We start from the raw sequence: 24,668 nt of genomic DNA on the forward strand, positions 1-24,668 counted from the left end.
GGGCTCCACCCTACGGGGCGGGACGAGGCTGCGGCGCCTCGGGCGGGCGGGATCCGCGGCGATGCCGCTGCAGGTCCCGCAGCGCCCGCGGGCGCTCCACGGCGATCATGATCCCGCCGAGCAGCCACAGCGGCAGCTGCACCGCCATGGCCACGCGGAAGGCCTGCAGGGAGTAGGTCTGCGGGGTCCCGGCCCCCTGCGCGTCCAACAGCAGGCCGACCCCCAGGACCGTGATCAGCGCGGCCGTGAACCCGCCCATGTTCACCAGTCCGGTGGCGACCCCGCGCTGGCGGGCCGGGGCGTGGGAGCGCACGACGTCGAAGGCGATCATGGACAGCGGGATGCCCATGGCCATCACGACGGCGACCAGCGCGGTCAGCGCGAAGGGCGCGGGCCCGGGCCAGGCCAGCAGCGCGATCCAGGACCCGGCCATCAGCCCGACCCCGCCCAGGGCCAGCTGCACCCGGTGCCCGGAGAAGCGGGAGATCACCGGGCCGAAGGCCAGCGCCCCGACCATCGAGGCGATCACGGCGATGTTCAGCACCGCGTGCGCGGCCGCATCGGAGTAGCCCAGGCCACCGGTCAGGAACGGGGTGCCCCACAGCAGCAGGAACGCGTCCGGGGAGAACATCGTGGCGAAGTGGATCCAGAAGGCCAGCCGGATGCCCGGGCGCCGGATCAGCGAGCGCACCGCGGGCAGCACCCCGGAGGAGCCGGGCCCCACCACCGGCAGGACCTCGGTGATGATCAGCGCCCCGGTGTCGGTGGGCACCGGCGCCGGGGTGGTCAGGATCTCCCGGCCGCGCCCGGTGATGCGCTCGGCGATGGTCGCGGCCCCCGGGCCCTCCCGCAGGAACAGCACCACCAGCACCAGGACCACCGCGCCGAGGGCGGCCAGCCCGGCGAAGCCGGCGAACCAGCCGAAGGCCCCCACGGCCAGGGCCAGGGGTGCCACGGCCAGCAGCTGCCCCACCTGTCCGGCCAGCCCCGTGATCTGGTTGACCACCGGCATCTGGCGCGGGGTGAACCACTCCGCGACCAGGCGCACCACCGAGGTGAAGATGCAGGCGTCACCGGCACCCAGCAGGATGCGGGCCAGCACCGCCACCGGGACGGCGTCGGCGGCGGCCAGCAGCAGCTGGGCCGCGGACATCACGAGCATCCCGGTGGCCACCACCCAGGAGACGCCGAAGCGGTCCAGGCACACCCCCACCGGGATCTGGCACACGGCGTAGACCACCAGCTGCAGGAACACGAAGGAGGACAGGGCGGTGGCCTCGGCCCCGAAGTGTTCCTGGGCCACCGGCCCCAGCGCGGAGAAGGAGCTGCGGTTGATCAGGGCGAGCAGGTAGGCGGCGACCCCGACGGCCCAGATGGCCCATTTGACGTGGAGGCGGCGGGTGAAGGACATGGGGCCCACCGTATCGCGGCGCCGCGGGGTCTCAGGCGGCCAGCTCCTGCATGCCCGCCACCAGAGCGTCCAGCCACCCGCCCACCGACTCCCGGGCCTGCGGGGAGTCCGGGTAGCGGCAGCGCAGGTGCGCCCCGTCCTCGCTGAGGATGAACCAGATCATCACCCCGTCCGTGCGGATCGCGGCGGAGACGTACTGGGCCTCCAGGCTCGCCGCGTTCTCCACCTGCACCGGCAGGCGGCGCAGGTCCAGCCAGGAGATCGCGAACATCCCCGGGGTCTCCGGCATCCCGCCCCACGGGGCCAGGATGGGCCGCAGCGGCCAGGAGCCCAGGCGCACCGCCTCCTTCACGGCCGCCGCACACGCCGCGGGTTCCGGATCCGGGGATTCCAGGACGGAGTTGGTGATGAACCAGCCGACCGAATCGTGCCAGGTCTCGTCGTAGCGGGAGTGCACGGGGAACACCGCGCGCAGCGGGATCCCCGCCAGCTCCCGGGTGATGCGGGTCATCACCGAGACGGTCTGCGCCAGGGAGGAGACTCCGGCCTCCCGGGCGTGGGCGGCATAGGCGGCCAGCCCCGCGACGTCGAGGATCTCCCGCACCTCCACCCGCTCCGGCTGGTGCCGGGGATCCCCCAGCGGCAGGGGGAAGCGCGGCATGGACTGGTTGGCGTGCCCCAGGATCTCGGCCCACCGCTGGGCGATCTCCGGCGGGGCGGGCGGCATCCGCTCCAGGGCCGCGGTGTGCTCCGGGAAGCCGAGCACGGCGGGTCGCGGCCCGGTCCGCGCCGCGTCGGACGCGGAGGCCTCCGCATCCCGCAGGGCCGCCAGGAAGTCCCGCAGGATCACCAGCATGGACCACATGTCCACGTGGGCGTGGTCCGCGGCGATGGCCACCGTGGGCCCGGCGGCGGTCTCCACCACGCACAGCCGGTGCGAGGGCCGGGCGTATGGGGTGCACGCGGCGTCGAAGACCTCCCCGAGGGCGGCGTTGACCTCCTGCCCGGGGGCGATCTCGTGCTCGCGCCAGGCGCCGGGACCCACCTCCACGGCGTGCAGATGGGGGCCCTCCCCCGGCTCGCCGGGCAGGAAGACGGTGCGCAGGGTCTGGTGTCGGGCGATGACCGCGAGCCAGGCGTCGCTGAGCCGCTCCCGCGGCACCGGGCCCGGCAGGGTGAAGGTCAGGGCCATCCAGGACCCGGGACGCTCCCCCGCCCCGACGTGGCGCTGCTGGTCGAAGGAGATCGGCAGCTGACGGCCCGGCGCGGAGACCGCGACGTCGTAGCCCATGAGGCGCCCGAAGGGCAGCCGCAGGCGGGTGATGTTGGTCAAGCGCATGGGGGTAACTTAACCAGAAGCATCGGGCGGGCGCGCGAGCGCATCCCGAACGGTGGACGGACGGACCGGGTGAGAGCGGGAGATGAGGCGCGATGGACGCTGACCAGGAACGACGCGGTGCCACGGTGATCACGGAGGGCGGGTTCCCCGTCCCCGGGGCGCGGCTGGCGTGGGAGCTCAGCGACGAGGGCGGGCACCCGGTGGTCCAGCTGCACGGCCTGACCTCCTCCCGCGCCCGGGACCGCACCCTCGGCCTGGATCTGGGTCGGGGCCTGAGCGGGACCCGGCTGCTGCGCTACGACGCCCGCGGGCACGGGCGATCCACCGGGCGCCCCATGCCCAGCGACTACCGCTGGCCCGTGCTGGCCGATGACCTGCTGCGGCTGCTGGAGGGGATCTTCCCCGGGGAGGCGGTGCACGGCGTCGGGCAGTCCATGGGTGCTGCGACCCTGCTGTACGCGGCGATCCGGGACCCCGAGCGCTTCACCGGCCTGACCCTGATGCTGCCGCCCACCGCGTGGGCCACCCGCGCCCGCAAGGCCGAGGAGTATCGGGCGGCCGGGGAGCTGGTGCGCCGCCACGGGGTCGAGGCCTTCGTGACCGCGGGGCTGGACGGGCCGCAGCCCCCGGCCAAGCCCGAGGCCCCCCGCACCGTCCCGGACGTGGACCCCGCGCTGCTGCCCTACGTCTTCGAGGGCGCCGGGACCTCCGATCTGCCGTCCCTGGCGGACATCGCCCAGGTGCACGTGCCCGTGACCGTGCTGGCCTGGGTGCGGGACCGGGCCCACCCGGTCTCCACGGCGCAGATCCTCGCCGAGACCCTCCCGACGGTGGACCTGAAGGTAGCCGCGACCCGTGAGGAGGTCAGCGCCTGGCCGGAGGTGCTGTGCGCCGACGTCGCCCGGAACGACGAGGCCGCTGTGTAGCCGACCTGCCGGGTGGGGGCCGGGCGCCCGGCGTCGTGCGGCGGCGTCGCTCTAGGGTGGGAGGATGAGCACCGAGTTCCGATCCCGCCGCCGGCCCTCCCCGATGGGCGGGGCCAAGCCCACCCGCGCGGACCTGGAGCGCTTCGCCACGGATGACCCGCACGCCCGCGATGACGTGCTGCCCTACGGGCCCTACGCGGGGCGGCGGATGCGGATGCTGATCGTCGGGGTGAACCCCAGTCTGTGGTCCGCCGCCGTCAACGCGCCCTTCGCCCGGCCGGGCAACCGCTTCTGGCCCTCGCTGCACGAGGCCGGGGTGACCGAGTATCGCCTGGACACCTCGCGGGGACTGAGCGAGCAGGACGAGGAGTATCTGCTGCGCCGGGGGTTGGGCATGACCAACCTGGTGGGTCGGGCCAGCGTCCGTGCAGATGAGCTGAGCCGCGAGGAGCTGCGCGACGGTGCGGCCGAGCTGGTGCGGCTGGTGCGCGAGTACCGCCCGGAGCGGGTCGCGGTCGCCGGTATCACCGCCTTCCGCACGGCCTTCCGCCGCCCGAAGGCCGCCCTGGGCCGCCAGGACGTCGCCGAGATCGAGGACTGGCCGGAGGACGTGGCCCTGTGGGTGGTGCCCCAGCCCAGCGGCCTGAACGCCCACGAGACCGTGCACACCCTGGCCGAGAAGTGGCGGGCCGTCTGGGAGGCGGACCTGGCCTGACGGACGGAGTTCCCGCTGACAGGCGGCCCGCCGTACGGTATCTCAGCGGTGGACGCCGGGGTCCGGGGACTCCTCGAGCTGCTCGGCGATGGAACAGAAGACGTCATCGGCGAGATGGTCGTTGTGGAACCGGGCGAACATGCTCGGTCCCTTGCGCAGCAGCCCCATCGCCAGCCGCGCCGCTCCCCCGGCGAGCTCAGGAGCAGCCAGCACTGCGGCCAGCTCGTCCGGGGTATCCGTGAAGATCTGCCGCACTGCTCCGACGGGTCCGTAGGAGACCTCCTGATGAACGCCGGGGTCCAGGACGGCGACGTCGGTGTCCGCAGCGACGTTGATGAATCCCTCGATCCGTGATCGGCCATCCCCGAGGGCCTCCCCGATCACCAGAGTCTCCACGTTGTTCACGCTGATCGCCGCCAGCCGCCGCCAGTCCGGACGGCGCCCCGTAGAGGGCAGAGCGGTCATCACCCAGAAGCGACCCTCTGTCACATGGGGCCAGGGCAGGCAGCGCCGAACGTAGCAGGCAAGCATCGCGACGACGTCGTCGAAAGCATCCTGCCGACGCAGCCGCTCATACCCCGAGCGAGCGCGGCGGCGACGCCCCGCGGACGCTGCGCGGTCCCCGATCACGCATGGCTCCGTCCGTCCATCCAGCCACTCGGCCTGCTCCTGCCGATCCACCAGCACGTCGAGGGCATCCGAGCGCAGAGGGAGGCTGACCAGATCGATGTTGCGCAGCGACACCCCCTGCGCGGCGAGTCGGGAGATCACGTCTCTCTCGATCTGGTTGAGCCGTTCCCGTTCTGCGGGCAGGAAGCTCACCGCGACGATCTCCCCCGGCCAGCGACGTCGGTGGGAGGCGAAACGCGACAGCAGATCCACGGTCTGTCCGACGTAGCGCTCTCCATCGGAGAACTCGAGGATGTAGATGCCCATCCTGGGTCTGTCCGGCTCCAGGATCGCAGCGAGTGCTGTTGCGTCGTCGAGAACCCACCGGGTGAAGCGGGATGACGGGCTCCTGGATTCCATGCCGCCCATTCTCGCCCATGTCAGCGGGGAGGCGTCGGGGCGGGGGCCCGGGTACCCGCGGGCAGCAGGCCGGGAGCCGCGCGCAGCAGCAGGAGCAGGAATGGCAGCTCCACCAGGGTCTGCACCACCACCGCGGGGGCGGCAGCGGACAGCTCGGCGGGCAGGGCCAGCACCAGGGGCAGCACCACCAGGGAGTTGCGGGCCACCCCGCTGAAGACCACCGCCCGCGCACCCGCGGCATCCAGGCGCAGCACCCGGCACGCCAGCGTTCCCAGCAGCGTCATCACCACGGCGAACAGCAGATACACCGGCACCAGCCCCAGCAGACGACCCAGCATCGGCAGCACCTGCCCGATCTGGGAGAGCACCGCCGCGGCCAGCACCAGGGCGGTGGTCGGCACCATCCCGGCCTCCACCACCTCGACCGCACGGGCCCCGGACCGGCGTCGGGCCGCCCACGTCTGAGCGGCGACGGCGGCCAGCAACGGCAGGAGGATCAGCACCGCGAAGGCCTCCGCGAAGGGCCCGGCCCGCACCGTTCCCGCGGCCTGCGGGCCGGCCAGGAGGGCGAGGGCCGGGGGCAGCAGGAGCATCTGGCCGGACAGCAGCAGCGGGGTCGCGGCCAGCAGTCGGGCCCGATCCCCGCCGGCCATCCCCGCGAAGACCAGCACCCAGTCCACGCACGGCGCCAGGAGCACGAACAGCACCCCGACGCGCAGCGCCGGATCCGGGACCAGCACGAGGGCCAGCAGCACCGCGAGGGCCGGGGCGATCACGGCTTTCACGAGGGCCAACCCCAGCAGGAATCGCCGGTCCCGCAGCCCAGCGCTCAGGCGCGCGACCGGCACGCCGAGGAAGGTCTGGAACAGCAGCAGACCGAGCAGGGGCGTCAGGGCCGCTTCCGCCGGACCCGCGGCGTCGGGCACTAAGACTCCAATGCCCGCCGCGAGCGCGACGGCCGCCAGGTACACCCACACCTGGTGCCGCTGCGCCCACTGCCCCGCCGTCATGACACCCATGGTGACACGCTCCGCGGCATGCAGGGGGATCGGTTGAGGTGCGGGGTTCTTGCTGAGGTGCGGGGTTCGTGCTGAGATGCGGCCCGCCGTGCGGCATCTCAACACAAACGCCGCATCTCAGCACAGCACCGACACCTCGACGGCGGGCGGCCCCGGTCAGCCCTCGGACAGGCCGGTGACGCGCAGGGTGATGTTGATGCGCCCGGTCTCCAGGCCGCAGTCGGCAGGTGCCGTGCCGGGGAAGATGCGCGGCACCCCGTGGAAGGCGAAGCGGGAGGGGCCACCGAAGACGAACAGGTCCCCGGAGGCCAGCCTGAGGTCTGTGTACGGGCGGGAGCGGGTCTCGGTGTTGCCGAAGCGGAACAGACAGGTGTCCCCGATGGATACGGAGACCACCGGGGCGGAGGAGCGCTCGTCCTTGTCCTGGTGCATGCCCATGCGCGCGGCGTCGTCGTAGTAGTTGACCAGGGCGGTGTCCGGCACGTAGGTGCGGGCCGCGGCGTCGTCCCCGGTGGCGGCCGCGAGGCCCTGCTGACCCATGCGCACCATCCAGTCCGGCACCGGCAGGACCCGCCGGCCGTTCACGTCCACGGCCTCCCGGGTGTAGCCCGCGGGGCGCCAGTGCCAGCCCAGGCACACGGTGCGCACGCTCATCTCATGTCCGCGGATGCTGGCCGCTCGCGGCGGGACGGGGCCCGCGGCCCACTCCCGAAACCGTGCGACCAGCCACCGCTGCTGGTCGAGCGTCAGCCAGCCGGGGACGTGGTGTGCGCCGTCGGGCAGCTCGACGGCGGGTCGGGCCAGCGCGTCGTCGCCGAACAGGCCGGGGCTGGTCGAGTTCACGCGTCCGTGCCTTCGAGGGTGAGCAGGGTGCGTTTGGCCTCCAGTCCGCCGACGTAGCCGCCGAGTCCGCCGTCGCTGCGCACGACCCGGTGACACGGCACGATGACCGGCAGCGGGTTGGAGGCGCACGCTGTGCCGACGGCGCGCACAGCCTTCGGGTTGCCCGTCCTCTCAGCGAGCTGGCGATAGGTGCGGGTGACGCCGAAGGGGATGCGCTGAAGGCCCCGGCGCACCCGCTCGGCGAAGCCGGTGGAGAGGCTGCGGTCCAGGGGCAGGTGGAAGTCCCGGCGCCGCCCGGTGAAATACTCCCCGAGCTGAGCCGCAGCTGAGTCCAGATGGTCCCGGGCCTGCGGGGCGGTCTCGGCGGCGTCGGTGGCTCCCTCGAGGTGTCGAGTCAGCTGCTCCACCACGTCGTCGAATCCCTGCTGCTCGAAGGCGACCCGCACCAGCCCGCGGGGTGTGGCCGCCAGCAGCAGCAGACCGAGCGGAGTGTCCAGGGTGCGGTGGGCGAGCAGAGAATCAGCTTTCCACGGGCCCTCGTCGACCATCGAGATCCCGGAGCCTCCCGGGATCTCGCCGCCGCCAGACGGCAGAGGCCTCGGGGAGGATGCCAGGGTGGAACGGGCCGGTAGCTCACAGCGATAGCGACGACTGGTCGGCCACCGTGGATCCGCCGCCGCGGAGATGCGAAAACCGAGGCGACGGTAGAAGTCCACGGCGTCGTCATCCGTGTGGGCGACGAACTGTACGCCCCCGTGGGCTTCTCGCAGGCGACTGACCAGTCCTGAGCCGATGCCATCACCGGTCGCGTCCTGCGCTACAGCGAGGTATTCCAGCTCGATCTGCTGGGGCCGGATGCTGGCGGCGGCGAACCCCACGAGCTCATCCCGTCTGCGCGCGGCAAGGAGCTCCATCCCGGGAAGCTCTTCATCGCGGATCCGCTGAAGCTCGGCTTCCGGCAGCTCAGCCGCCCGGTGCAGGAGGGCGAGGAAATTCGGGGAGTGCAGGTCCCGCCAGGTCAGTGCGCCGAGGATGTATGGAGGGCCAGTCATGAATCTACGGTACGCCGCAGCGTATGGGTTTTTCAGAGCAAAGCGCGGCGCTCGTCCTCATCAGCGCTTGCGCCGACGTCGGCGACCACGGGTCGACGGGCATCGGCAGGAGCGGGAAGGAGTGGGCCGTCTCCTCGCCGGTGTGCCGGCACGGAGTCGTTCATCGGTACACCTCTCGGCGGTGCCCGACCCTGAGAACGAGGATCACGAGTTCTTCATCGTAGGTGTCATAGATGATGCGATAGTCACCCACGCGTATGCGGAACGCACCGCCTCCACCCTTCAGCTGGATATATCCGAGAGGACGTGGCTCATCGGCCAAGGAATCGATCGCCGCGAGCACCCGGCGAGCCGCCGGCCGATCGAGCTTCCAGATCGATTTCGCCGCTGATGGTACGTAGTTGATCGCGTAGGCCATCGAAGAGACTCAGAGATCGAGCTCGCGCAGGAGCTCCTCGTGGGAGATGCGCGCCGTCTCCTTACGCGCCTGCGCTGCGGCACGGATGTCCGCCTGATCTTCCAGGGCCCGTATCGCGCGGTCATAGAACTCCGGGGAGACGACCACCGCGCGGCGCCCTGCCCCGCGGGAGGTGATCTCGACAGGCTCACGCTGAGCCGCGGCGATGTAGTCACTCTGCTGACTCCGGAACTGAGACAAGGTCACTGACGTCATAATCAGAATCGTACAACTTGTACATGTTGCACTCCAGGGGTCGGAAGGACGACGTCGTGCCCCTCCGCGAAGGTCGCTACCCCACCAGCCCGTGGTCCAGGAGGTAGTCGGCGGCGTCGAAGACGGTGTCCTCCACGGGGCGGGGCTGCCACCCGAGGAGGCGGGATGCCTTGGTCGCGTCGTAGGTCGGCTGCGGGCCGATCAGCGTGTTCATCACCGCCATGGTCGGGCTGAGGCGGGCGCCGAGCCGGATGACGACGTCGGGGATCGTCATCGTCCTGACCCTCCGGCCCTGCTCGCCGAGACTGTCCTTGAGTAGGCGGGCCATCCGCGGCATCGTGATCCGCCCGGGCTGGGCGAGGAACCGCTGCCCGTCGGCCTGCTCGTCGGCCATGGCCAAGAGGTGCAGGGCGGCGAGGTCGCGGACGTCGACGGCGTGGTAGGTGGCCTTGGGGCTGGGTGCCCCGCGCAGGATGCTGGTGAACAGCCGGTCCGTGCTCGATCCGCGCCCGCCCATGAACGGCCCGAGGATCGCCCCCGGCAGGATCGTGGTGAGGGTCGTCGTCGACTGCCGTGCGATGATCTGCCAGGCCGACTTCTCGGCGACGACCTTCGATCGCATGTACTGGGTGATGCGCCGGTCCTGCGGGTCGGTCCAGTAGGTCTCGTCGATGGTCCGCCCGAGGTCGGCGCGGCTGGGGTAGGCCGCCGCGGCCGAGGAGGTCATGACGACCTTGTCCACCCCGGCGGCGATCGCGGCGTCCAGGACGTGGCGGGTTCCGGCCTCGGCCATCGGCACGAGGCTCGGGTCCTGGTGATTCTCGCCGCTCAGCGGGGAGGCGGTGTGCAGGACGACGTCGGCCCCCTCGACGGCTTCGGCCCAGCCGGCGGCCGACCCGAGATCCGCGGTGGCGAAGGAGAGCTTCTCCGTGCTCATCCCTTCCTCGGCCAGCATCTTCACCACGGCCTGCCCCTTGGCCTCCTGCCGGACGGTCGCGCGGACGGTGTGGCCCTGGTCGAGCAGCAGGCGGATGGTCCATCCGGCGAGGAAGCCGGTGCCTCCGGTGACGACGACGACGCTCATGGTGCGGTTCTCCTGACGTTAGGGGGTTCTCAGCGCTCGGACGCCGGGGTCTGGAGGTGCCGGGCGAGCCAGGTCTCAGCCGCGGCGAGGTAGGCCTTGGCGACCGGGGTCCGGCCGAGGAAAGACTCGAAGGCGTGCGGGGCGCCGGGGACGACCTCGAGGACGGTCGGCACGCCCGCGTCGACCAGCCGCTCGGCGTAGCGGCGGTCCTCCTCGTAGAACAGCTCGATGTCCCCGACGCCGATCCAGGTGGGCGGCAGACCCGTCAAGTCCTCCCGGCGGGCGGGCACCGCGTAATCGGGCCCGGACTCCCCGCCGGGTTCCCGCCCGAGGTAGGCCGACCAGCCGACGGCGTTGGAGGTGTTGTTCCACAGGTAGTGCCGGATGGCGTCGAGGGAGCGGTCCGCGGCGGTGCGGTCATCGAGCATCGGGCAAAACAGCCACTGCGCCGCGGGCTGCTGGCCGCCGTCGTCGTGGATGCGCTGCACCAGCGCTGCGGCCAGTCCCCCGCCGGCGCTCTGCCCGGCGACGGCCAGACGGGTCGGGTCGACGTCGGACCGCGCTGCTTGGAGGCCGACTCACCGTCGTCGAAGTATTCGTCGTACACGTTCCACCCGCGACGCTTGGCGAGCTCACGAAGGCGCGGGAGCTGCCGGTCGATGCCCCTCGGATCGGCCTTGGACTGGCGGGCGTAGAGAGCGACAGACCGCGGTCCCTGATCGGCGTCGAGCTGAGAGATGAGCATCCACATGAGCGTACGTCAGATGGTGGTTCAAGGCCCGGGGGCTGAGCTTCGCCAGCTCACGACTCAGGTCGAGGAGCTCTCCCCTTGTCGTAGTGCCCTGTGGGAAGGCGGTCGGCGTAGCCAATGAGACTGGTCACGAGCATGAGGACCTGAACACAATTGCGCTTGCTGAACTGTCGCGGTGAGACCCCGTGAACGCTCGCATGACGCGAGTAGTAGTTGGGCACCCTGTCGCCGTTCTGCGCCCAGAACTGTTCGTGGGCGTTCCAGATCGGAAGCCACACGAATGCGTCACGTACGTTCATCTCGTCGATCGCGTCTGGGACCTCGGCTCCCTTCTTGCGATTGGTGATCGCTCGCCGGATCCTGACATCAGGGTGGAAGCGAGGGATGAGCGAGTCCAGCGTCACGGTGAAGAGCGCTTGGGCAGAACGGTGATGTCCGGCTCTCATCGCCCCGATTCCATCCAGGACGAAGGCCACCTCGGCGGTCACCGTCTCAGAGGTCACGCCTTCCAACACGGTGGCGCAGTCCTCGACGATCGTCCAGTAGCACTCGCCGAGGACGCGCCGACGTGCGGCGCGATCTTCGGCCCGGAGCAGTCGCAGTGCCGTTCGTCCCCGTGGGACGAGGTATAGGGCGATGCCTTCCTCCTCGAGGAAGGTTCTCACCTGACTGACGCTGATCTGGCCCGTGTAGTCACGCAGGTTCGGGGGTAGGAGGAAGCGGCTGAACCCACGCAGCAGATTGGAGTCCAGTGGTCCTAGCGAGATCCTCAGCCCGGTGAGGAGGGCACGCTGCTGCTCCTGAACGGCTTTGAATGTGGACGCGAACCCGGAGTTAGACCAGAGCCCCCCGTCGATGGTGAACCGAGGAAGCGATTCATAGATCGCCGCCATGTGGGCACGCCACGTGGCGTTGAACGGCTCCAAGATCCGAGACATTGAGGTGCCCAAGTCAAGCACCTGCCCCCGCATCGACTCGCGTAGTGACTCGAGAGTCCGAGCCAAGGGGCTGTTCGCGCCGGTCAACGACCCTGTGAAACCGGTCGGCAACCCGGTACCCAGACGCTCCGTGAGGCGTTCCCAGTCCAGCGGAGCAACGTCCTCAGGGGTCGGCTCGCTCGACGCGTCCTCGTCTACCGGTTCGTCGTCAGGTGTGTCGTCGGGCTCCGCACCACCCTCTCCACCGTCCGTCATGGTGTCCTCGCACCTCTTTGCGCCTGGTCCAGACGACGGTGGACCATCGAGATCATGGTCAGCACTTCGAGCAGCTCAGCCTCGCTGATCAAGCGGTTCAAGCGGGGGTCATGCGCTGTCGGATTCCGGTACAGCCCGTTGAGTTCCTTGATGAGGTTGGCGAGCCCAGTCTGCTCATCGCGCTCGGTCTGGGTCGTCAGCGAGTTGATCGCCAGCAACGGGACGCCTGACCTCCCTAGTGCCAGCGCCGTGTCCACGAGCGACGCACCGTCGCCTTGAGCCCCGGTGAGAGTCCGCAGGCGGTCGAAGACGCTCTTGGTCGCTTCGAGGCAGGCATGGAAGTGGTCCTTCTTGAGCACCTCGACCGAGCAGTACCGCAGGACGTCGGGGTGGGTGTTGCGCCGGCGCAGCTCATCGCGGATCGACGTGGCGACGCGTGACGCCTCATCGAGCGTCTGAGCCGTCGCCCCCTTGGCGACCTTCCCCGCGTCGTTGACACGCAACCCGACGAACGCCAGATGCTCATTGAGCCGGTCCTGGCGCAAAGTGAAGAGCTCAGGACGCTCCCGATAGCGCACCGGCTCCATAGCGTGGACGATGAAGGTGATGATGCGCTTCGGGCTCTGGTCGAGGTTCTGGCGGTCGACGAAGGCCACGGTCAGGCGGTTCCTCTTGGACGCCAACGGGGTCGGGTCCGCCATCCTCAACCGGGCGAGCAGGGCACCGATCTCGGTACCCGTGAGGCCGGTCGTGGTGTCACCGAGCACGCCAGCAACGGCTTCGAGAGCGGCGTACGACCAGGGAGGCAACGGCGAGGCAGTCATGGCAAGCCGTCAGGGGGTCTCGATGACTTGCTCAGCTGTCACCGCCGCTGAGAATGGCAGCCCCCGCATGAACTGGTCCATATAGACCCAGTCCGGCTCACCGGACGTTGTTGCTGGAAGCCGAATTTCCGTCTCCTTCATATGGGCAATGCTCCACTTTCGTCCATAGGAGTAACGGAACCTTTCCAGCATGACAACTGCGCACACGAACAACCCTTCAGTCGTGGATAGCGACCCCTTCTTAGCCGACCAGACACGGACGTCATCTGTCGCGAAGTATGGCGACGGCTGGTAGAAAGCGGTACCAACGGATCCGTTACGTGCCACCGAGATCGTGCCACCCGGGAAGTTGGGCTGAAGGTCAAGGTAACGAGAAATCCCATTGTTCTTCGCGGATGACGTCACTTGGGGTGTTGATCCCGACACCTTCTGCGCTGTAGGGACGTACTTACCGGCCGCGATATCGAAGATGTCTCGAACTCTATACACGCGCCACGCGTCGGTGCCACCGAGTGCTACCTCAGGACCTGCGGGACGTGCTAGGCCGTCGTGTGTCGGAATCTGCGTAGTCGCGACCCAATCAGGCACCCGGTCCGGTACGATGATCGACCCTAAAGTCCGGTTCGCTTCTCGCCCGAAGGCGCTGTATCGAAAGGCATTCGCCCGGATACACATGGCGTAATAGAGCCGGTGATTCAATGACATGGTGGGATCTCGTGGTGCCAGCACCGCGACGTTCTGCGCCGTGTAGAACGGCAGTTGCTGAACATACGAGGACAGCAGGCGGGAGCCACCGAGCGCCACCGTGATTAGGCCCGCGGGATACGGATCGATGCCGGAGACCCGTTCCACGTAGCCAGCCACACCAGAGCGGCCGTTCAAGCCACCGATACGGCCGACAAAAGCGACACCCTTCAAGCGATGTGTGCTCACCATCTTGTTCATGTCAAGCTTGTTGCCGTAGGCAACAGCGAACAAGTCGTTGAGCGTAGTCACTCCTCGCCTCCCTCTCCGCTACTAGAAGTCAAAGAGAACACCGCGTAATCGAGGAGTACCCGCTCGAAGTCTGCCCTACCCAAGGTGGAGTAGTCGGTCTCCATGTAGGCCTCAGCAACCCATTCATCATCGCTGGTGACCTTGTGCATGACGGCCTCGCCCGCCTTCACCTCACGGTTGCGGAACATCTCGACCCAGTGGTCACGTGTCTGCGGCCACGTGTGGTCACGATCAACTCGCCCCAAGTTCTTGACCTTCACGAACGTGTCGTCGCGCCAGTAACCGAACCAGGTCTTCCTGTCTGACTTGGCATGGGGAACACCCGCGGTGAAGACCATGATGCAGGTGATGACGCCGACCGGGTAGAAGACCTCCGGCGGCATTGACATGACCGCCTCGAGCGTGTGCTTCTTGAGCAGGTTGTTCTTGTGAGCACTCGGTGCGGTCGCGCAGGAGACAGGGACGATGGCGATGCCGGTGCCTCCCTGCTGGAGGCTGTCGAGCATCTGCTCGACGAATCGGAGCTCGTGCAGGTCCTCCTTGGACTTGGCGTACGGCGGGTTGATCATCCCGATGTTCGCCCGGTGCTTCTTGGCCTCCTTAGCGATGGCTGTGTCGAAGCAGGATCCTTGGTAGAGATTCGCCTTCCCATCACCACGGAGGATCATGTTCGACGCCCCGAGCGCGTACATGCTGGGGTTCTGCTCGACACCGATCAGCCGATGCTTCTTGATGTCCTCGACCTGACCGGCAGTCACGGCCGTCTTGATCATCTGGGACATGGCGGATACCAGGAATCCACCGGTGCCCGCGCAGATGTCCAAGACCTTGTCGTCCTTGGAGACGTTGGCGATCAGGCTGAACAGCTCTGTCACGTGGCGAGGAGTGAGGACAATCCCCAGCCCCTTTCCGTCGCCACCGGTGTACTTCAGGAACTCGCCGTAGAACGCGCCCACGACGTCGAAGTCGTGGTACACGGTCAGGAACGGCATGACTTTCTCAGCAAGCATCTTGACGATCTCGTGCAGCAGGCCCTTGGGATATCCCTTGGTCGGCTTGCGCAGCTCCGGGTGCACCTGGATACCGGTGAACGGCTGGGTCATGTTCTCGAGCTTCGCGACCGGCAACTGCGCCTCGTCGATGACCCGCTTGATCGAACGGATCCAGAACTCGGGCAGCTCGGTCGCGAGGTAGAAGCCATAGGTCTGCGCGAAGATCGGGTCCTTGAGTGCGATCAGCGTCCCGGCGACTGCCAGCGGCTTCTCCTTCTCCTCCAGCTCCGCCTCATCGCGCATGAACTCGTGCATCTCCATCGAGAACGCGATGAGGTCGTGCTCACGCTGTCGCTGAACCTGGGGATCGAAGGATGCCGCAGCGATGAGATCGTCGAGCCCGACCATCGAGGTGATCGGGGCTCCTGTTGGCGAGACGAGGGGCTTCTCCTCGGTAGAGCCCTTCGGGGTCACGAAGAACGACCACTCGTTAGCCCGCGCCGTACCGGAGACGGCGATGGAGATCACCGTGTAGGAGGGCGCGAGGAACCGTGCGTAGTGAAGAACCCCATCGACCGCATAGTCCCTGGGCACGTCGCGATTGGGCGACTCGTGGTGCCTGACGTCCGCCTTGCACTCGACGAGGACGACCATGTCCGGGGTATCGGGTGAGGTGATGATGAACTCGGGATAACCGGCAGCCTTGCCCTTCCCGGACTTCGAGGCCTTGGAAAGACCCTTCCGGATCTCCTGCACGACCGACTGCTGCTTCTCGACGATGATGGCGTCGGGGTCGGCGTAGTAGTCCAGGGCCCGCAGGCACTCGTCAACGAGATCTTCGGTGATCCGCTCATTAGCCATGACGCGCTACTTCTTGGTCGCGGTAGACGTTGGTGCAAACCTGAACTCCACCACGTCCCCATCCGCCATCACGTAGTCCTTCCCCTCCATGCGGACCTTGCCGGCGGCCTTGGCTTCGGCCATGGAACCCAGCTGGTCCAGGTCGGAGAAGGAGACGATCTCGGCCTTGATGAAGCCGCGTTCGAAGTCGGAGTGGATGACGCCGGCGGCCTGCGGGGCGGTGTCCCCCTGGCGGATGGTCCAGGCGCGGGCCTCCTTGGGGCCTGCGGTCAGGTAGGTCTGCAGCCCGAGGGTGGAGAAGCCGACGCGGGCCAGCTTATCCAGGCCGGATTCCTCCTGCCCTGACATCTCCAGCATCTCGCGGGCCTCATCCTCGTCCAGCTCCACCATGTCCGCCTCGAGCTTGGCGTCCAGGAACACGGCCTCGGCCGGGGCCACCAGCTCGCGCAGCTGCGCCTGCCGCTCCTCGGAGGCCAGCACGGCGTCGTCGGCGTTGAACACGTAGATGAAGGGCTTGGCGGTCAGCAGGTTCAGCTCCCGCAGCTGGGCGGTGTCCAGCTTGGCGGAGGCCGCCCCCCGGAAGATGGTCTCCCCGGCCTCCAGCACCTTCTGAGCGGTCTGGTACGCCTCGAGCTGGGCGGGGTCGCCCTTCTTGATCTTGACCTGCTTCTCCAGGCGCGGGATCGCGTTCTCCAGGGTCTGCAGGTCCGCGAGGATCAGCTCGGTGTTGATGGTCTCCATGTCGCTGGCCGGGTCGATCTTCCCGTCCACGTGCACCACGTCCGGGTCCTCGAAGGCGCGCACCACCTGGGCGATCGCATCGGCCTCGCGGATGTTCGCCAGGAACTGGTTGCCCAGCCCCTCCCCCTCGGAGGCGCCCTTGACGATCCCGGCGATGTCCACGAAGGACACGGTGGCCGGCAGGATCCGCTCCGAGTGGAAGATCTCCGCCAGACGCCCCAGCCGCTCATCCGGCAGGTTCACCACGCCCACGTTCGGCTCGATCGTCGCGAACGGGTAGTTCGCGGCGAGCACGGTGTTGCGGGTCAGTGCGTTGAAGAGGGTCGACTTGCCGACGTTGGGCAGTCCCACGATTCCGATAGTCAGTGCCACGTCAGCCCACTCTACCGGCTCGCCCGGCCCCGCACCGCCGCCCCTCCCGGCGCGTGCCGGCCGGCTCCGGACGACGACGCCGCGCCGTCACAGCTCGAAGAGCGGAACATCCTGGAAACCCGCGGGATGGTCTGCGGCGCGCTCCGCCGCGCCCCGTCTCCCCGCACTCCGGTCCTGCGAGCGCCCCCGCCGCGAGGCCGAGCCCGCCCTACCCGACCCGTCCGCGGCGTCGGCATCGGCATCCGGGGTGCGCAGCAGCCGACCCAGCTGCTCCACCCGCCCGCCGGCGTTCTCGACGTCGTTCACAGCCCGGGCGATCAGCTCCAGGGAGATCTCCGGCATCGGCTCCAGCCCGTGCACCACCCGCTCGTGCAGCTGACTCGGGGTGTACGGCAGGCCCAGGCGCCGAGCCACCAGCCACGTCACGGACTCGGCCTCGGTCTCCGCGTCGGCGTCACTGACCCACTCCCGGCGCGCACCGGCCGCCCGGCCCGACGACACCCTGGCGCCGGTCTGAGCGTCATCCTCCGCGGGGTGGCGCACGTGCCCCAGGCACACCACCGCGAGGCCCTTGACCAGGGTCAGGAAGGTCGCGGTGGGATCCGGGCCGGGCACCAGCCGCGCCTCCCACCACACGGTGCTGCCCGGCCTGGCCGCGACCTCGCCCTGACCGGTCGGACCGAACTCGGCGTGCGGCAGCGGGACCATGCGCACCGACGGGGCGGAGGCCTGCGCGGCGAGGTCCGGGGTCACGTTCAGCGCCCCCAGGCGCAGCAGGAACCGGCGCAGCCCCTCCCGCGTCACGGCGCCCTCCCCCGGGAAGGGACGGTGGAAGCTCTCCGGCGGAGTGGGACCCTCGGTGTCCGTGACGTCGTAGAGGAACTCCACCGGGCCGAAGGGCTGCAGCGTGATCAGCCGCTGCGCCCCGGGACGGATGCGCCGCCCGACCTTCCGCCACCGCTCCTGGGTGGCCACCCGATGGGTCTCCGGCCGCTGCACCTGCACCAGCCACGCGTTGTACCCGCCGATCCGCGGCATCCCGGCCACGGCGTCTTCGAAGCGGCGCAGCTGGGCGCCGGTGCGCGGGGCGCGGGCGGCGTCCAGCTGATCGGTCTGGAAGAGATCACCCTGCTGCTCCCGCGCTGTCATGGCACCATCCTACGGAAGCGCTGCGCGAGCATGGCCGCCGCGGCCGCACGCAGCTCCGGGGCCGACGACGACGCCACCTCCGACGCCGCCACCCCCCGGGCCCGCCGGAGCTCACTCCACCCGGGAGGTCACCGACGTCGGGTGCTCCACGGTGCGCGAGACCGTGCAGTCCTTGTCATGGGACAGCGCCACCAGCCGCGGCACCATGCGCTCGGCCTGCCGGCCAGGCCCGTCGTCCGGGAAACGCACCCGGAAGCTCAGCTCCACATCGTTCAGCCGGGCGCCGCCGGTCTCATCCGTGCCCTTGATCGCCGAGACCTCCACCGCAAAGCTCTCCGGCTCGGTGCGCCGGGAGGTCACCACGTCCACGTCCACCGCGGAACAGCCGGCGGTCGCGGCCAGCAGCAGCTCCACCGGGGAGAGCAGGCCCTCCCCCTGACCGAAGTCCAGGGTCGCACCGGCGGCGTTGACCGCGCGGTAGTGCTTCTGCCCGATCCTCTCGATGGTCACCGACCGGTAGCCGGGATCCGCGGTGCGGGCCGCACGGGCGGCGTCGTCCGAGGCCGGATCGGTGGAGGCGACGACGTCGGCCGCGTCGTCGGGCCGGGCGGACTGGGACTGCGTGTTCTCACTCATGCCCGGCACAACCGGGAGGCTGCGGCGGGGTATTCCCCTGACGGATGTCACGGGCAGATCGTGACGCCGGGGATCCGCCCCACCACCGCCCCGCCGGGAGGCTGGAGGCATGACAGACGAAGCCATCCGGGCTCGCAGCCTGGCCAAGACCTTTCCCGCCCGCCGCGGCGCCGGACCCGTGCACGCCGTGTGCGGGGTGGATCTCGACGTCTCCCCCGGGGAGGTGATCGGACTCCTCGGACCCAACGGCGCCGGCAAATCCACGCTGATCGACATGCTCCTGGGGCTGACCACCCCCACCGGCGGTGAGCTGCGGATCTTCGGCACCTCCCCGCGGGCCGCCGTGCGCGCCGGACGGGTCGGGGCCATGCTGCAGTCCGGCGGACTCCTGCCGGATCTGCGCGTGAAGGACACGGTGCGCATGATCGCCGCGACCCACCCCCACCCGCTGCCGGTGGACCGGGTGCTCACCGAGGCTGGCCTGACCGGGATCGCCGAGAGGCGCGTGGGCTCCTGCTCCGGCGGGCAGCAGCAGCGGCTGCGCTTCGCCCTGGCGGTGCTGGCGGACCCGGACCTGCTGATCCTGGATGAGCCGACCGCCGGGATGGACGCCGGGGCCCGTCACGACTTCTGGCGCGCCATGCACGCCCAGGCCGAGCGGGGCCGCACCATCCTGTTCGCAACCCACTACATCGAGGAGGCCCAGGACTTCGCCGATCGCATCGTCATGATCGGCGCCGGGCGCATCCTCGCGGACGGACCCACCGACGTCGTGCGCCGCCAGGTGGCCGGCGCCGCCGTCTCCGCGGTGCTGCCTCCGGGCCTGGACCCGTACAGCCTGCCCGGGGTGCTGGCCGTGGACCGGGACGGGGCGCGCACCCGCCTGTCCACCGCGGATTCCGACGCGCTGGCCCGCCACCTGCTCACCGCGACCGACGCCCGGGAGCTGACCATCGCCCCCGCCTCCCTGGAGGAGGCCTTCCTCGCTCTGACGGACGCCGAGCATCCGTCGGATCCCCACGACGCCGCCACCCCCGGAAAGGCCTGAGCCATGTCCCTGACCACCTACACCCTGCTGGACCTGCGCCGCGTGCTCACGGATCGCGCCGGCCTGTTCTTCTCCGTGGCCCTGCCCGTGCTGTTCTACCTGATCTTCGGCGCCGTCCAGGACTACTCGGACACCCCGATCGGGGACGGCAACACCGCCGCGTACGTGATGATCGGCATGGCCGTGTACGGCGGCGTCACCGCGGCCGCCGGCAGCGCCGGGTCCACCGTCGTCGAGCAGTCCACCGGCTGGGGCCGCCAGCTGGCCCTGACCCCGCTGAGCACCGGGAGGTTCCTGTTCTCCAAGACCGTGGTGATCCTGGTGCGCTCCGTGCTGCCGGTGCTGGCCGTGAACCTCGCCGGAGTGTTCACCCCGGCGCAGATGCCCGCGGGGCAGTGGATCGGCGCCGCCGCGCTGTCCGTGCTGGTCTCGCTGCCCTTCGGGTTCTACGGGATCCTCTTCGGTCAGCTGTTCCGCACCGAATCCGCCGTGTCCATCTCCTCCACCGCCCTGGTGATCTTGGGGTTCCTCGGCAACGTCTTCTCCCCGCTGCCGCAGTCCCTGCTGGAGATCGGAAGGTTCACGCCGATGTACGGCCCCGCGGCCCTGGCCCGGTACCCGCTGACCGACGGCACCCAGGGCATCAGCGACGCCCCCTACGCCGTCACGGATCCGCTGTGGTATGCCATCATCAACACCGTGGCCTGGGCCGTGATCTTCGCGGCGGTCTGCGCCGGGCTGCTGACGAGGGAGAGAGGACGCGGATGAGCCCGACGACGCCGCGCACCCCCTCCGCGTCCGGCACGTCCGCCGGCTCCCTCGCAGGCTCTCCCGCCCGGGACCGCGGCCGCGGGGTGCGCGGCGGCCTGGCCTGGGGGAACATGCTGCAGGCCGGCATCTGGCTGATCTTCCTGGCCTACCCCGCCAACCTCATCCTGCGCGAGGATCTGACCGGCGGCGAGCGCCTCCTGGCCGTCGCGACCCTGGTCCTGTTCGCGCTCGCCTACCTGCTGGGCTTCGGGCGCATCCCGCTGACCGTGGACGAGGGAGCCGAGAGGGCCGCGTGGCGGATGCTGGTGGCGTGGTGGGCGCTGCTCATCGGGTGCGGCCTGGTGCTGGCCGCGGTGCTGGGCGGACAGGCCCTGGCCGGACTCACCCCGTACTACGTCGCCACCGTCATGTTCACGACGACGCCGCGGCTGGGCCTGCCCCTGTCCGCGGTCATCGTGCTGGGGGCCACCGGGGCGGCCGCGCTCAGCGCCGGCCCCCAGGGGGTGCTCTACCTCAGCGGGGCCCTGTACATCGGCTCGGGCATGGTGATCGTGTCATCGCTGATGGAGCATCGGGAGCGCGGCCGACGCCGGACCGCCGAGGCCCTGCAGGCCGCCCGCGAGCGCGAGCAGGTGGCCCGCGACGTCCACGATCTGCTGGGGCACTCCCTGACGGTGATCAATCTGAAGGCGGAGGTGGCTTCGCGGCTTCTGGCTTCCGATCCGGAGGCGGCGCGGGCCGAGCTGGAGCAGATCTCCCGGACCTCCCGCACGGCCCTGGCCGAGGTCCGCTCCACCGTGACCCGGCTGCGTCAGCCGGATTTCGCCGGTCAGATCCGGGCCGCGGCCCGCGCCCTGGAGACCGCCGGGGTGCGCGCCGAGCTGCCGGACCCGCAGGCCGCGCAGGACGCGGCGGGGGCGGATGCGACGGTGTTCTCCTGGGCGCTGCGCGAGGCCGTGACCAACGTGGTGCGCCACGCCCGGGCGGGCACCTGCCGGGTCACGGTAACCCGGGGGCTGCTGGAGGTCGCCGACGACGGCGTCGGCTGGTCCGGACGCTGCGGCGACGGTCTGCAGGGACTGTCCCGGCGCATCGCGGAGGCCGCCGGCGGCCGGCTGGAGATCCTCGCGGCGGAGCCGGAGACCGGCACGGTGGTGCGGGTGCACACGACGTCGCGGGCCGCAGCAAGCGCCGACAGGCCCGCGGGCCGGACCACGGGAAGCGAGAGCAGATGAGCATCCGCGTGCTGATCGCCGATGACCAGGACCTCGTGCGCGGGGCGCTGGCCGCGCTGCTGGGCATGGAGCCGGATCTGGAGGTCGTGGCGCAGGTGGGCCGCGGCGACGAGGTCGCGGCCGCGGCCCGGGAGTCCGGGGCCCAGGTGGCGCTGCTGGACATCGAGATGCCCGGGGCCACCGGCATCGAGGCGTGTGCGGCCCTGGGTCGGGAGGTGCCCGGATGCGTTCCGGTCATCGTGACCACCTTCGGGCGTCCCGGGTACCTGAAGCGGGCCCTGGCGGCCGGGGCCCGCGGCTTCGTCGTGAAGGACACCCCGCCGGATCGTCTGGCCGAGGCGGTGCGCCGGGTGCACGCCGGGCTGCGGGTGATCGACCCGACCCTGGCCGCGGAGTCCCTGTTCACCCCGGAGAATCCGCTGACCGAGCGGGAGGCGGAGGTCTGCCGGGCCGCGGAGGACGGCGCCCGGCTGCGCGAGGTGGCCGCCCGGGTGCACCTGAGCCCGGGGACGGTGCGCAACCACCTGTCCGCGGTGATCGGCAAGACCGGGACGGACACCCGCTACGAGGCCGTGCGCCAAGCCCGGGACAAGGGCTGGCTCTGAGCCGATCCCGACGAGCCGCACCGGGGCTGCGACGCCGGGCCGCGATCCTTGGGCCCGATCTGGCGCTCCGATCCCGACCTTCCGGGTCTGCGGGCTCGGTGCTCCGGTCTTCCGGGGCGGGCGGGGCTCGGCGGGCCCAGCGTTCGATCTGTCAGTCGGGGCTGGCACAGTGGAGGCCATGGACCCTCTCACGCTCATCGTCGTCGCCATGCTGGCCCTGCTCCTGGGGATCGCGCTCGGGTATCTCCTGGCCGGCCGGTCCCGATCCTCGGATGCCGGGCTCGCGGAGCAGAACTCCCGGCTGCGCGCGGAGCTGGCCGGCGCCGCGTCCACCGCGGATCAGCTGCGCGAGCGCGTGCACGCCCTGGAGGCCCGCTCCGCACGGGATCAGGACGTGCTGCAGGCCCTGGCCCCGGTGCGCACCCAGCTGGCCACGGTGGAGCAGCAGGTGCGGCTGATGGAGCGGGAGCGGGCGGACCAGTTCGGCGCGGTGCGCGAGGCCCTGGAGGGGGCCCGGCGGGGGCAGGAGGAGCTGCGCGAGACCACCCACGGGCTGTCCTCGGCGCTGCGCTCCACCAGTGCCCGCGGCTCCTGGGGCGAGGTGCAGCTGCGCCGGGTCGTGGAGGCCGCGGGGATGACCTCACACGTGGATTTCGCCGAGCAGGTCCACGGCCGGGGTGCTGACCGGGACGGAGCGGACCGCGCGGTGCGCCCGGACATGGTGGTCGCCCTGCCCGGGGGCAAGGAGATCGTGCTGGACGCCAAGGCGCCGCTGAGCTCGTACCTGGAATCCCAGGAGGCCCAGGAGGAGTCCGAGAAGGCCGCCTGGGAGGCCAAGCACGCCAAGGCCGTGCGGGCCCACGTGGACGCCCTGGCGCAGAAGCGGTACTGGGAATCCCGCCAGGTCAGCCCGGAGATCGTGCTGTGCTTCCTGCCGGTGGAGTCCGCGCTCTCGGCGGCGCTGCGAGCGGACGGCACCCTGTTGGATCACGCCGCGGCCCGCGGCATCGCCCTGGTCTCCCCCGTCTCCCTGCTGGCGGCGCTGAAGGCCGTGGCCCTGTCCTGGCGGCAGGAGAGCGTCTCCGAGAATGCCCGCGAGCTGCTGGCCCTGTCCCGCCAGCTCTACGACAGGCTCTCCACCGTGGGCGGGCACCTGCAGGACATGGGGCGGGCCCTGACCCGTTCCGTGGAGTCCTACAACAAGATGCTCGGCTCCCTGGAATCCCGGGTGCTGGTCACCGCCCGGCGCATCAGCGACCTGGACCCGGCGGCCACCGCGGATCCGCGCCTAGAGGTGCCCGGGGTGCAGGCCGCGGCCAAGCCGATCACGGCCCCGGAGCTGCTCCAGGAGCAGTCGCCGACCACGCCCCCGCGGTGAGCGCCCCGGCCGTCGCCTCGTCGGGGTCTCAGCGTCTGGTCACAGCACCTCGGCGTTGCCCCGGCGGGCGGCGAGCACCACGTGCGCGATGATCAGCAGGACGGCGGCCCCCAGCCCCACGCCCAGGCTCGTCAGGCCCCAGCTCGGCTGGTTCTGCGTCAGCGCGGAGACCAGGTGACGGGCCACGACCCCGCCGGCGCCCTCGGCTCCGGCCACGGCCTCCTGCATCCGCTGGTGCAGCAGCAGGAACGCCCCCCAGGTGGCAAGCCCGGAGGCCGCGCACACCGCGCCCAGGGTCAGGGCCCACCAGCGTCCGGCCAGCACCGCCGCGGCCAGAGCGGCCACCGCCGCCAGGGTGATGAGCACCGGCAGGCGCCCGGTCCACTCCTGGCCGACCCGGATGAAGGCCGCTCCGGGCGCCTCCTGGGCGCCGTCGGGAACCTGCTCCACCGCCACGAGGTGGTCGCCGTCCTCCAGGCCCAGGTCCACCCCGATCGCCGAGCGGACCCGCTCGTCCACGGCCCGGTACAGCGGGGAGGCGTCCACCACCAGGGTCTTCCGGTCCGAGCCGTCGAAGTCGGCCTGGTGGGTCTGGCGCGCCGTCTGCTCCCAGACGCTGCGGAACTCCTCCGAGTCCGCGGCCTTCTGGGCGGCGTCGTGCATGATGCCCTCGGCCTTGTCGTGGAACCAGTTGCTCAGCCCGCTGAACAGGTGCCCCTGGGAGTTCCCGTCCCCGAGGTACTGGGTGACGACCTCGGAGGACATCACATCCTGCACGGAGGCGTCCACCAGCTGATCCCGGAACTGCTGATCCGAGGAGAGCGAGCTCGTGGTGGCCACGAAGCGGTCCTCGTTCTGCAGGTCCTGCTGGAACCAGCACAGGGCCACGCTGAGGGCGGCGAGCGCGACGGCGACCAGCCCGAGCAGCACGGCCAGGACGCCGCGGATCGCGGAGGAGAGGGAGTGGGACATGGGCACCAGCGTAGCCGCTGCCGCCGGTGGGCGAGCCTGGGGACTGCCCCGGC

Annotated in this window: 24 protein-coding genes and 2 pseudogenes; 7 read left to right on the forward strand and 19 right to left on the reverse strand. The window is 70.4% G+C overall.

The features are described 5' to 3' along the window. Window positions 1–10: 10 nt before the first annotated feature. Window positions 11–1,411, reverse strand: coding sequence for an MFS transporter (locus KKR01S_RS08400; protein ID WP_081046257.1), 1,401 nt, complete (start codon window positions 1,409–1,411; stop codon window positions 11–13). A 31-nt stretch (window positions 1,412–1,442) separates the two neighbouring features. Continuing rightward, window positions 1,443–2,750, reverse strand: coding sequence for a condensation domain-containing protein (locus KKR01S_RS08405; RefSeq protein ID WP_055684496.1), 1,308 nt, complete (start codon window positions 2,748–2,750; stop codon window positions 1,443–1,445). A 92-nt stretch (window positions 2,751–2,842) separates the two neighbouring features. On the opposite strand from KKR01S_RS08405, the gene KKR01S_RS08410 reads away from it, so the two are divergent. Together KKR01S_RS08410 and KKR01S_RS08415 are read left to right on the forward strand one after the other, a co-directional pair. Continuing rightward, on the forward strand, window positions 2,843–3,676 hold the full coding sequence (locus KKR01S_RS08410; protein ID WP_058731342.1) for an alpha/beta fold hydrolase: 834 nt from the start codon (window positions 2,843–2,845) through the stop codon (window positions 3,674–3,676). 64 nt (window positions 3,677–3,740) lie between these two features. Then, window positions 3,741–4,391 carry a mismatch-specific DNA-glycosylase gene (locus KKR01S_RS08415; protein WP_061225767.1) on the forward strand — a complete coding sequence of 217 codons (651 nt, stop codon included), beginning with the start codon at window positions 3,741–3,743 and terminating at the stop codon, window positions 4,389–4,391. Window positions 4,392–4,433: 42 nt separating this feature from the next. On the opposite strand, the gene KKR01S_RS08420 is transcribed toward KKR01S_RS08415, so the two are convergent. The 16 genes and pseudogenes from KKR01S_RS08420 to KKR01S_RS08490 form a co-directional block, all read right to left on the reverse strand. Next, entirely contained in the window at window positions 4,434–5,420 is a 987-nt protein-coding gene (locus tag KKR01S_RS08420; RefSeq protein ID WP_131800601.1) for a GIY-YIG nuclease family protein, read from the reverse strand. A gap of 20 nt (window positions 5,421–5,440) precedes the next feature. Then, on the reverse strand, window positions 5,441–6,439 hold the full coding sequence (locus KKR01S_RS08425; RefSeq protein WP_058731345.1) for a bile acid:sodium symporter: 999 nt from the start codon (window positions 6,437–6,439) through the stop codon (window positions 5,441–5,443). A gap of 156 nt (window positions 6,440–6,595) precedes the next feature. Then, entirely contained in the window at window positions 6,596–7,261 is a 666-nt protein-coding gene (locus KKR01S_RS08430) for an alpha-ketoglutarate-dependent dioxygenase AlkB family protein (RefSeq protein WP_217995742.1), read from the reverse strand. Window positions 7,262–7,278: 17 nt separating this feature from the next. Further along, a complete protein-coding gene (locus KKR01S_RS11555) occupies window positions 7,279–8,334 on the reverse strand; it encodes a GNAT family N-acetyltransferase (protein ID WP_061225770.1) in 1,056 nt (351 codons plus the stop codon). Between the two features lie 160 nt (window positions 8,335–8,494). Next, window positions 8,495–8,752: a type II toxin-antitoxin system RelE family toxin gene (locus tag KKR01S_RS08440; protein ID WP_061225771.1), complete on the reverse strand. Its 258-nt coding sequence runs from the start codon at window positions 8,750–8,752 to the stop codon at window positions 8,495–8,497. Between the two features lie 9 nt (window positions 8,753–8,761). Beyond that, a complete protein-coding gene (locus KKR01S_RS08445) occupies window positions 8,762–9,007 on the reverse strand; it encodes a type II toxin-antitoxin system Phd/YefM family antitoxin (protein WP_061225772.1) in 246 nt (81 codons plus the stop codon). Between the two features lie 76 nt (window positions 9,008–9,083). Beyond that, complete coding sequence (locus KKR01S_RS08450; RefSeq protein WP_061225773.1) at window positions 9,084–10,091, reverse strand: NAD-dependent epimerase/dehydratase family protein; 1,008 nt, start codon at window positions 10,089–10,091, stop codon at window positions 9,084–9,086. Between the two features lie 29 nt (window positions 10,092–10,120). Beyond that, window positions 10,121–10,645, reverse strand: a pseudogene (locus KKR01S_RS08455) (alpha/beta hydrolase fold domain-containing protein); the annotation flags it as partial. A 17-nt stretch (window positions 10,646–10,662) separates the two neighbouring features. After that, window positions 10,663–10,842 (reverse strand): annotated as a pseudogene (locus KKR01S_RS11560) (recombinase family protein); the annotation flags it as partial. Window positions 10,843–10,892: 50 nt separating this feature from the next. Then, window positions 10,893–12,035 carry a hypothetical protein gene (locus KKR01S_RS10600; RefSeq protein WP_081101665.1) on the reverse strand — a complete coding sequence of 381 codons (1,143 nt, stop codon included), beginning with the start codon at window positions 12,033–12,035 and terminating at the stop codon, window positions 10,893–10,895. Beyond that, complete coding sequence (locus tag KKR01S_RS08465; RefSeq protein WP_061225775.1) at window positions 12,032–12,859, reverse strand: TIGR02391 family protein; 828 nt, start codon at window positions 12,857–12,859, stop codon at window positions 12,032–12,034. The genes KKR01S_RS10600 and KKR01S_RS08465 overlap by 4 nt, the downstream gene beginning before the upstream one ends. Window positions 12,860–12,868: 9 nt before the next feature. Continuing rightward, window positions 12,869–13,855 carry a restriction endonuclease subunit S gene (locus tag KKR01S_RS08470; RefSeq protein WP_099049761.1) on the reverse strand — a complete coding sequence of 329 codons (987 nt, stop codon included), beginning with the start codon at window positions 13,853–13,855 and terminating at the stop codon, window positions 12,869–12,871. Beyond that, window positions 13,852–15,708, reverse strand: a complete 1,857-nt coding sequence (locus tag KKR01S_RS08475) for an HsdM family class I SAM-dependent methyltransferase (RefSeq protein ID WP_061225776.1) — start codon at window positions 15,706–15,708, stop codon at window positions 13,852–13,854. The genes KKR01S_RS08470 and KKR01S_RS08475 overlap by 4 nt, the downstream gene beginning before the upstream one ends. 6 nt (window positions 15,709–15,714) lie before the next feature. Beyond that, window positions 15,715–16,821: a redox-regulated ATPase YchF gene (ychF, locus tag KKR01S_RS08480; RefSeq protein ID WP_061225777.1), complete on the reverse strand. Its 1,107-nt coding sequence runs from the start codon at window positions 16,819–16,821 to the stop codon at window positions 15,715–15,717. A gap of 87 nt (window positions 16,822–16,908) precedes the next feature. Continuing rightward, a complete protein-coding gene (locus KKR01S_RS08485) occupies window positions 16,909–17,970 on the reverse strand; it encodes a hypothetical protein (protein ID WP_061225778.1) in 1,062 nt (353 codons plus the stop codon). Between the two features lie 111 nt (window positions 17,971–18,081). After that, window positions 18,082–18,606 (reverse strand): OsmC family protein, encoded by a 525-nt coding sequence (locus KKR01S_RS08490; protein WP_081101666.1) that lies wholly within the window; start codon window positions 18,604–18,606, stop codon window positions 18,082–18,084. 109 nt (window positions 18,607–18,715) lie between these two features. Here KKR01S_RS08490 and KKR01S_RS08495 point away from each other — a divergent pair, with 109 nt between their 5' ends. From KKR01S_RS08495 to KKR01S_RS08515, 5 genes are all read left to right on the forward strand, one after another. Next, window positions 18,716–19,654, forward strand: coding sequence for an ABC transporter ATP-binding protein (locus KKR01S_RS08495; RefSeq protein WP_061225779.1), 939 nt, complete (start codon window positions 18,716–18,718; stop codon window positions 19,652–19,654). 3 nt (window positions 19,655–19,657) lie between these two features. Further along, window positions 19,658–20,422, forward strand: coding sequence for an ABC transporter permease (locus KKR01S_RS08500; protein ID WP_131800603.1), 765 nt, complete (start codon window positions 19,658–19,660; stop codon window positions 20,420–20,422). Next, window positions 20,419–21,660 carry a sensor histidine kinase gene (locus tag KKR01S_RS08505; RefSeq protein ID WP_061225780.1) on the forward strand — a complete coding sequence of 414 codons (1,242 nt, stop codon included), beginning with the start codon at window positions 20,419–20,421 and terminating at the stop codon, window positions 21,658–21,660. Before KKR01S_RS08500 ends, KKR01S_RS08505 begins: the two co-directional genes overlap by 4 nt. Beyond that, complete coding sequence (locus KKR01S_RS08510) at window positions 21,657–22,265, forward strand: response regulator transcription factor (protein ID WP_058731232.1); 609 nt, start codon at window positions 21,657–21,659, stop codon at window positions 22,263–22,265. The genes KKR01S_RS08505 and KKR01S_RS08510 overlap by 4 nt, the downstream gene beginning before the upstream one ends. 178 nt (window positions 22,266–22,443) lie before the next feature. Beyond that, on the forward strand, window positions 22,444–23,643 hold the full coding sequence (locus KKR01S_RS08515) for a DNA recombination protein RmuC (protein WP_058743429.1): 1,200 nt from the start codon (window positions 22,444–22,446) through the stop codon (window positions 23,641–23,643). Between the two features lie 39 nt (window positions 23,644–23,682). On the opposite strand, the gene KKR01S_RS11010 is transcribed toward KKR01S_RS08515, so the two are convergent. After that, window positions 23,683–24,615 (reverse strand): hypothetical protein, encoded by a 933-nt coding sequence (locus KKR01S_RS11010; RefSeq protein ID WP_058730843.1) that lies wholly within the window; start codon window positions 24,613–24,615, stop codon window positions 23,683–23,685. Window positions 24,616–24,668 lie beyond the last annotated feature (53 nt).

The organism is Rothia kristinae NBRC 15354, assembly GCF_001570865.1.
Classification (GTDB): Bacteria; Actinomycetota; Actinomycetes; order Actinomycetales; family Micrococcaceae; genus Rothia; species Rothia kristinae.

What these genes read in the sequence shown, in the direction of transcription:
- KKR01S_RS08400 (WP_081046257.1), bottom strand. Translation starts at nt 1,411, where the DNA reads ATGTCCTTCACCCGCCGCCTCCACGTCAAATGGGCCATCTGGGCCGTC.
- KKR01S_RS08405 (WP_055684496.1), bottom strand. Translation starts at nt 2,750, where the DNA reads ATGCGCTTGACCAACATCACCCGCCTGCGGCTGCCCTTCGGGCGCCTC.
- KKR01S_RS08410 (WP_058731342.1), top strand. Translation starts at nt 2,843, where the DNA reads ATGGACGCTGACCAGGAACGACGCGGTGCCACGGTGATCACGGAGGGC.
- KKR01S_RS08415 (WP_061225767.1), top strand. Translation starts at nt 3,741, where the DNA reads ATGAGCACCGAGTTCCGATCCCGCCGCCGGCCCTCCCCGATGGGCGGG.
- KKR01S_RS08420 (WP_131800601.1), bottom strand. Translation starts at nt 5,420, where the DNA reads ATGGAATCCAGGAGCCCGTCATCCCGCTTCACCCGGTGGGTTCTCGAC.
- KKR01S_RS08425 (WP_058731345.1), bottom strand. Translation starts at nt 6,439, where the DNA reads ATGGGTGTCATGACGGCGGGGCAGTGGGCGCAGCGGCACCAGGTGTGG.
- KKR01S_RS11555 (WP_061225770.1), bottom strand. Translation starts at nt 8,334, where the DNA reads ATGACTGGCCCTCCATACATCCTCGGCGCACTGACCTGGCGGGACCTG.
- KKR01S_RS08440 (WP_061225771.1), bottom strand. Translation starts at nt 8,752, where the DNA reads ATGGCCTACGCGATCAACTACGTACCATCAGCGGCGAAATCGATCTGG.
- KKR01S_RS08445 (WP_061225772.1), bottom strand. Translation starts at nt 9,007, where the DNA reads ATGACGTCAGTGACCTTGTCTCAGTTCCGGAGTCAGCAGAGTGACTAC.
- KKR01S_RS08450 (WP_061225773.1), bottom strand. Translation starts at nt 10,091, where the DNA reads ATGAGCGTCGTCGTCGTCACCGGAGGCACCGGCTTCCTCGCCGGATGG.
- KKR01S_RS10600 (WP_081101665.1), bottom strand. Translation starts at nt 12,035, where the DNA reads ATGACGGACGGTGGAGAGGGTGGTGCGGAGCCCGACGACACACCTGAC.
- KKR01S_RS08465 (WP_061225775.1), bottom strand. Translation starts at nt 12,859, where the DNA reads ATGACTGCCTCGCCGTTGCCTCCCTGGTCGTACGCCGCTCTCGAAGCC.
- KKR01S_RS08475 (WP_061225776.1), bottom strand. Translation starts at nt 15,708, where the DNA reads ATGGCTAATGAGCGGATCACCGAAGATCTCGTTGACGAGTGCCTGCGG.
- KKR01S_RS08485 (WP_061225778.1), bottom strand. Translation starts at nt 17,970, where the DNA reads ATGACAGCGCGGGAGCAGCAGGGTGATCTCTTCCAGACCGATCAGCTG.
- KKR01S_RS08490 (WP_081101666.1), bottom strand. Translation starts at nt 18,606, where the DNA reads ATGAGTGAGAACACGCAGTCCCAGTCCGCCCGGCCCGACGACGCGGCC.
- KKR01S_RS08495 (WP_061225779.1), top strand. Translation starts at nt 18,716, where the DNA reads ATGACAGACGAAGCCATCCGGGCTCGCAGCCTGGCCAAGACCTTTCCC.
- KKR01S_RS08500 (WP_131800603.1), top strand. Translation starts at nt 19,658, where the DNA reads ATGTCCCTGACCACCTACACCCTGCTGGACCTGCGCCGCGTGCTCACG.
- KKR01S_RS08505 (WP_061225780.1), top strand. Translation starts at nt 20,419, where the DNA reads ATGAGCCCGACGACGCCGCGCACCCCCTCCGCGTCCGGCACGTCCGCC.
- KKR01S_RS08510 (WP_058731232.1), top strand. Translation starts at nt 21,657, where the DNA reads ATGAGCATCCGCGTGCTGATCGCCGATGACCAGGACCTCGTGCGCGGG.
- KKR01S_RS08515 (WP_058743429.1), top strand. Translation starts at nt 22,444, where the DNA reads ATGGACCCTCTCACGCTCATCGTCGTCGCCATGCTGGCCCTGCTCCTG.
- KKR01S_RS11010 (WP_058730843.1), bottom strand. Translation starts at nt 24,615, where the DNA reads ATGTCCCACTCCCTCTCCTCCGCGATCCGCGGCGTCCTGGCCGTGCTG.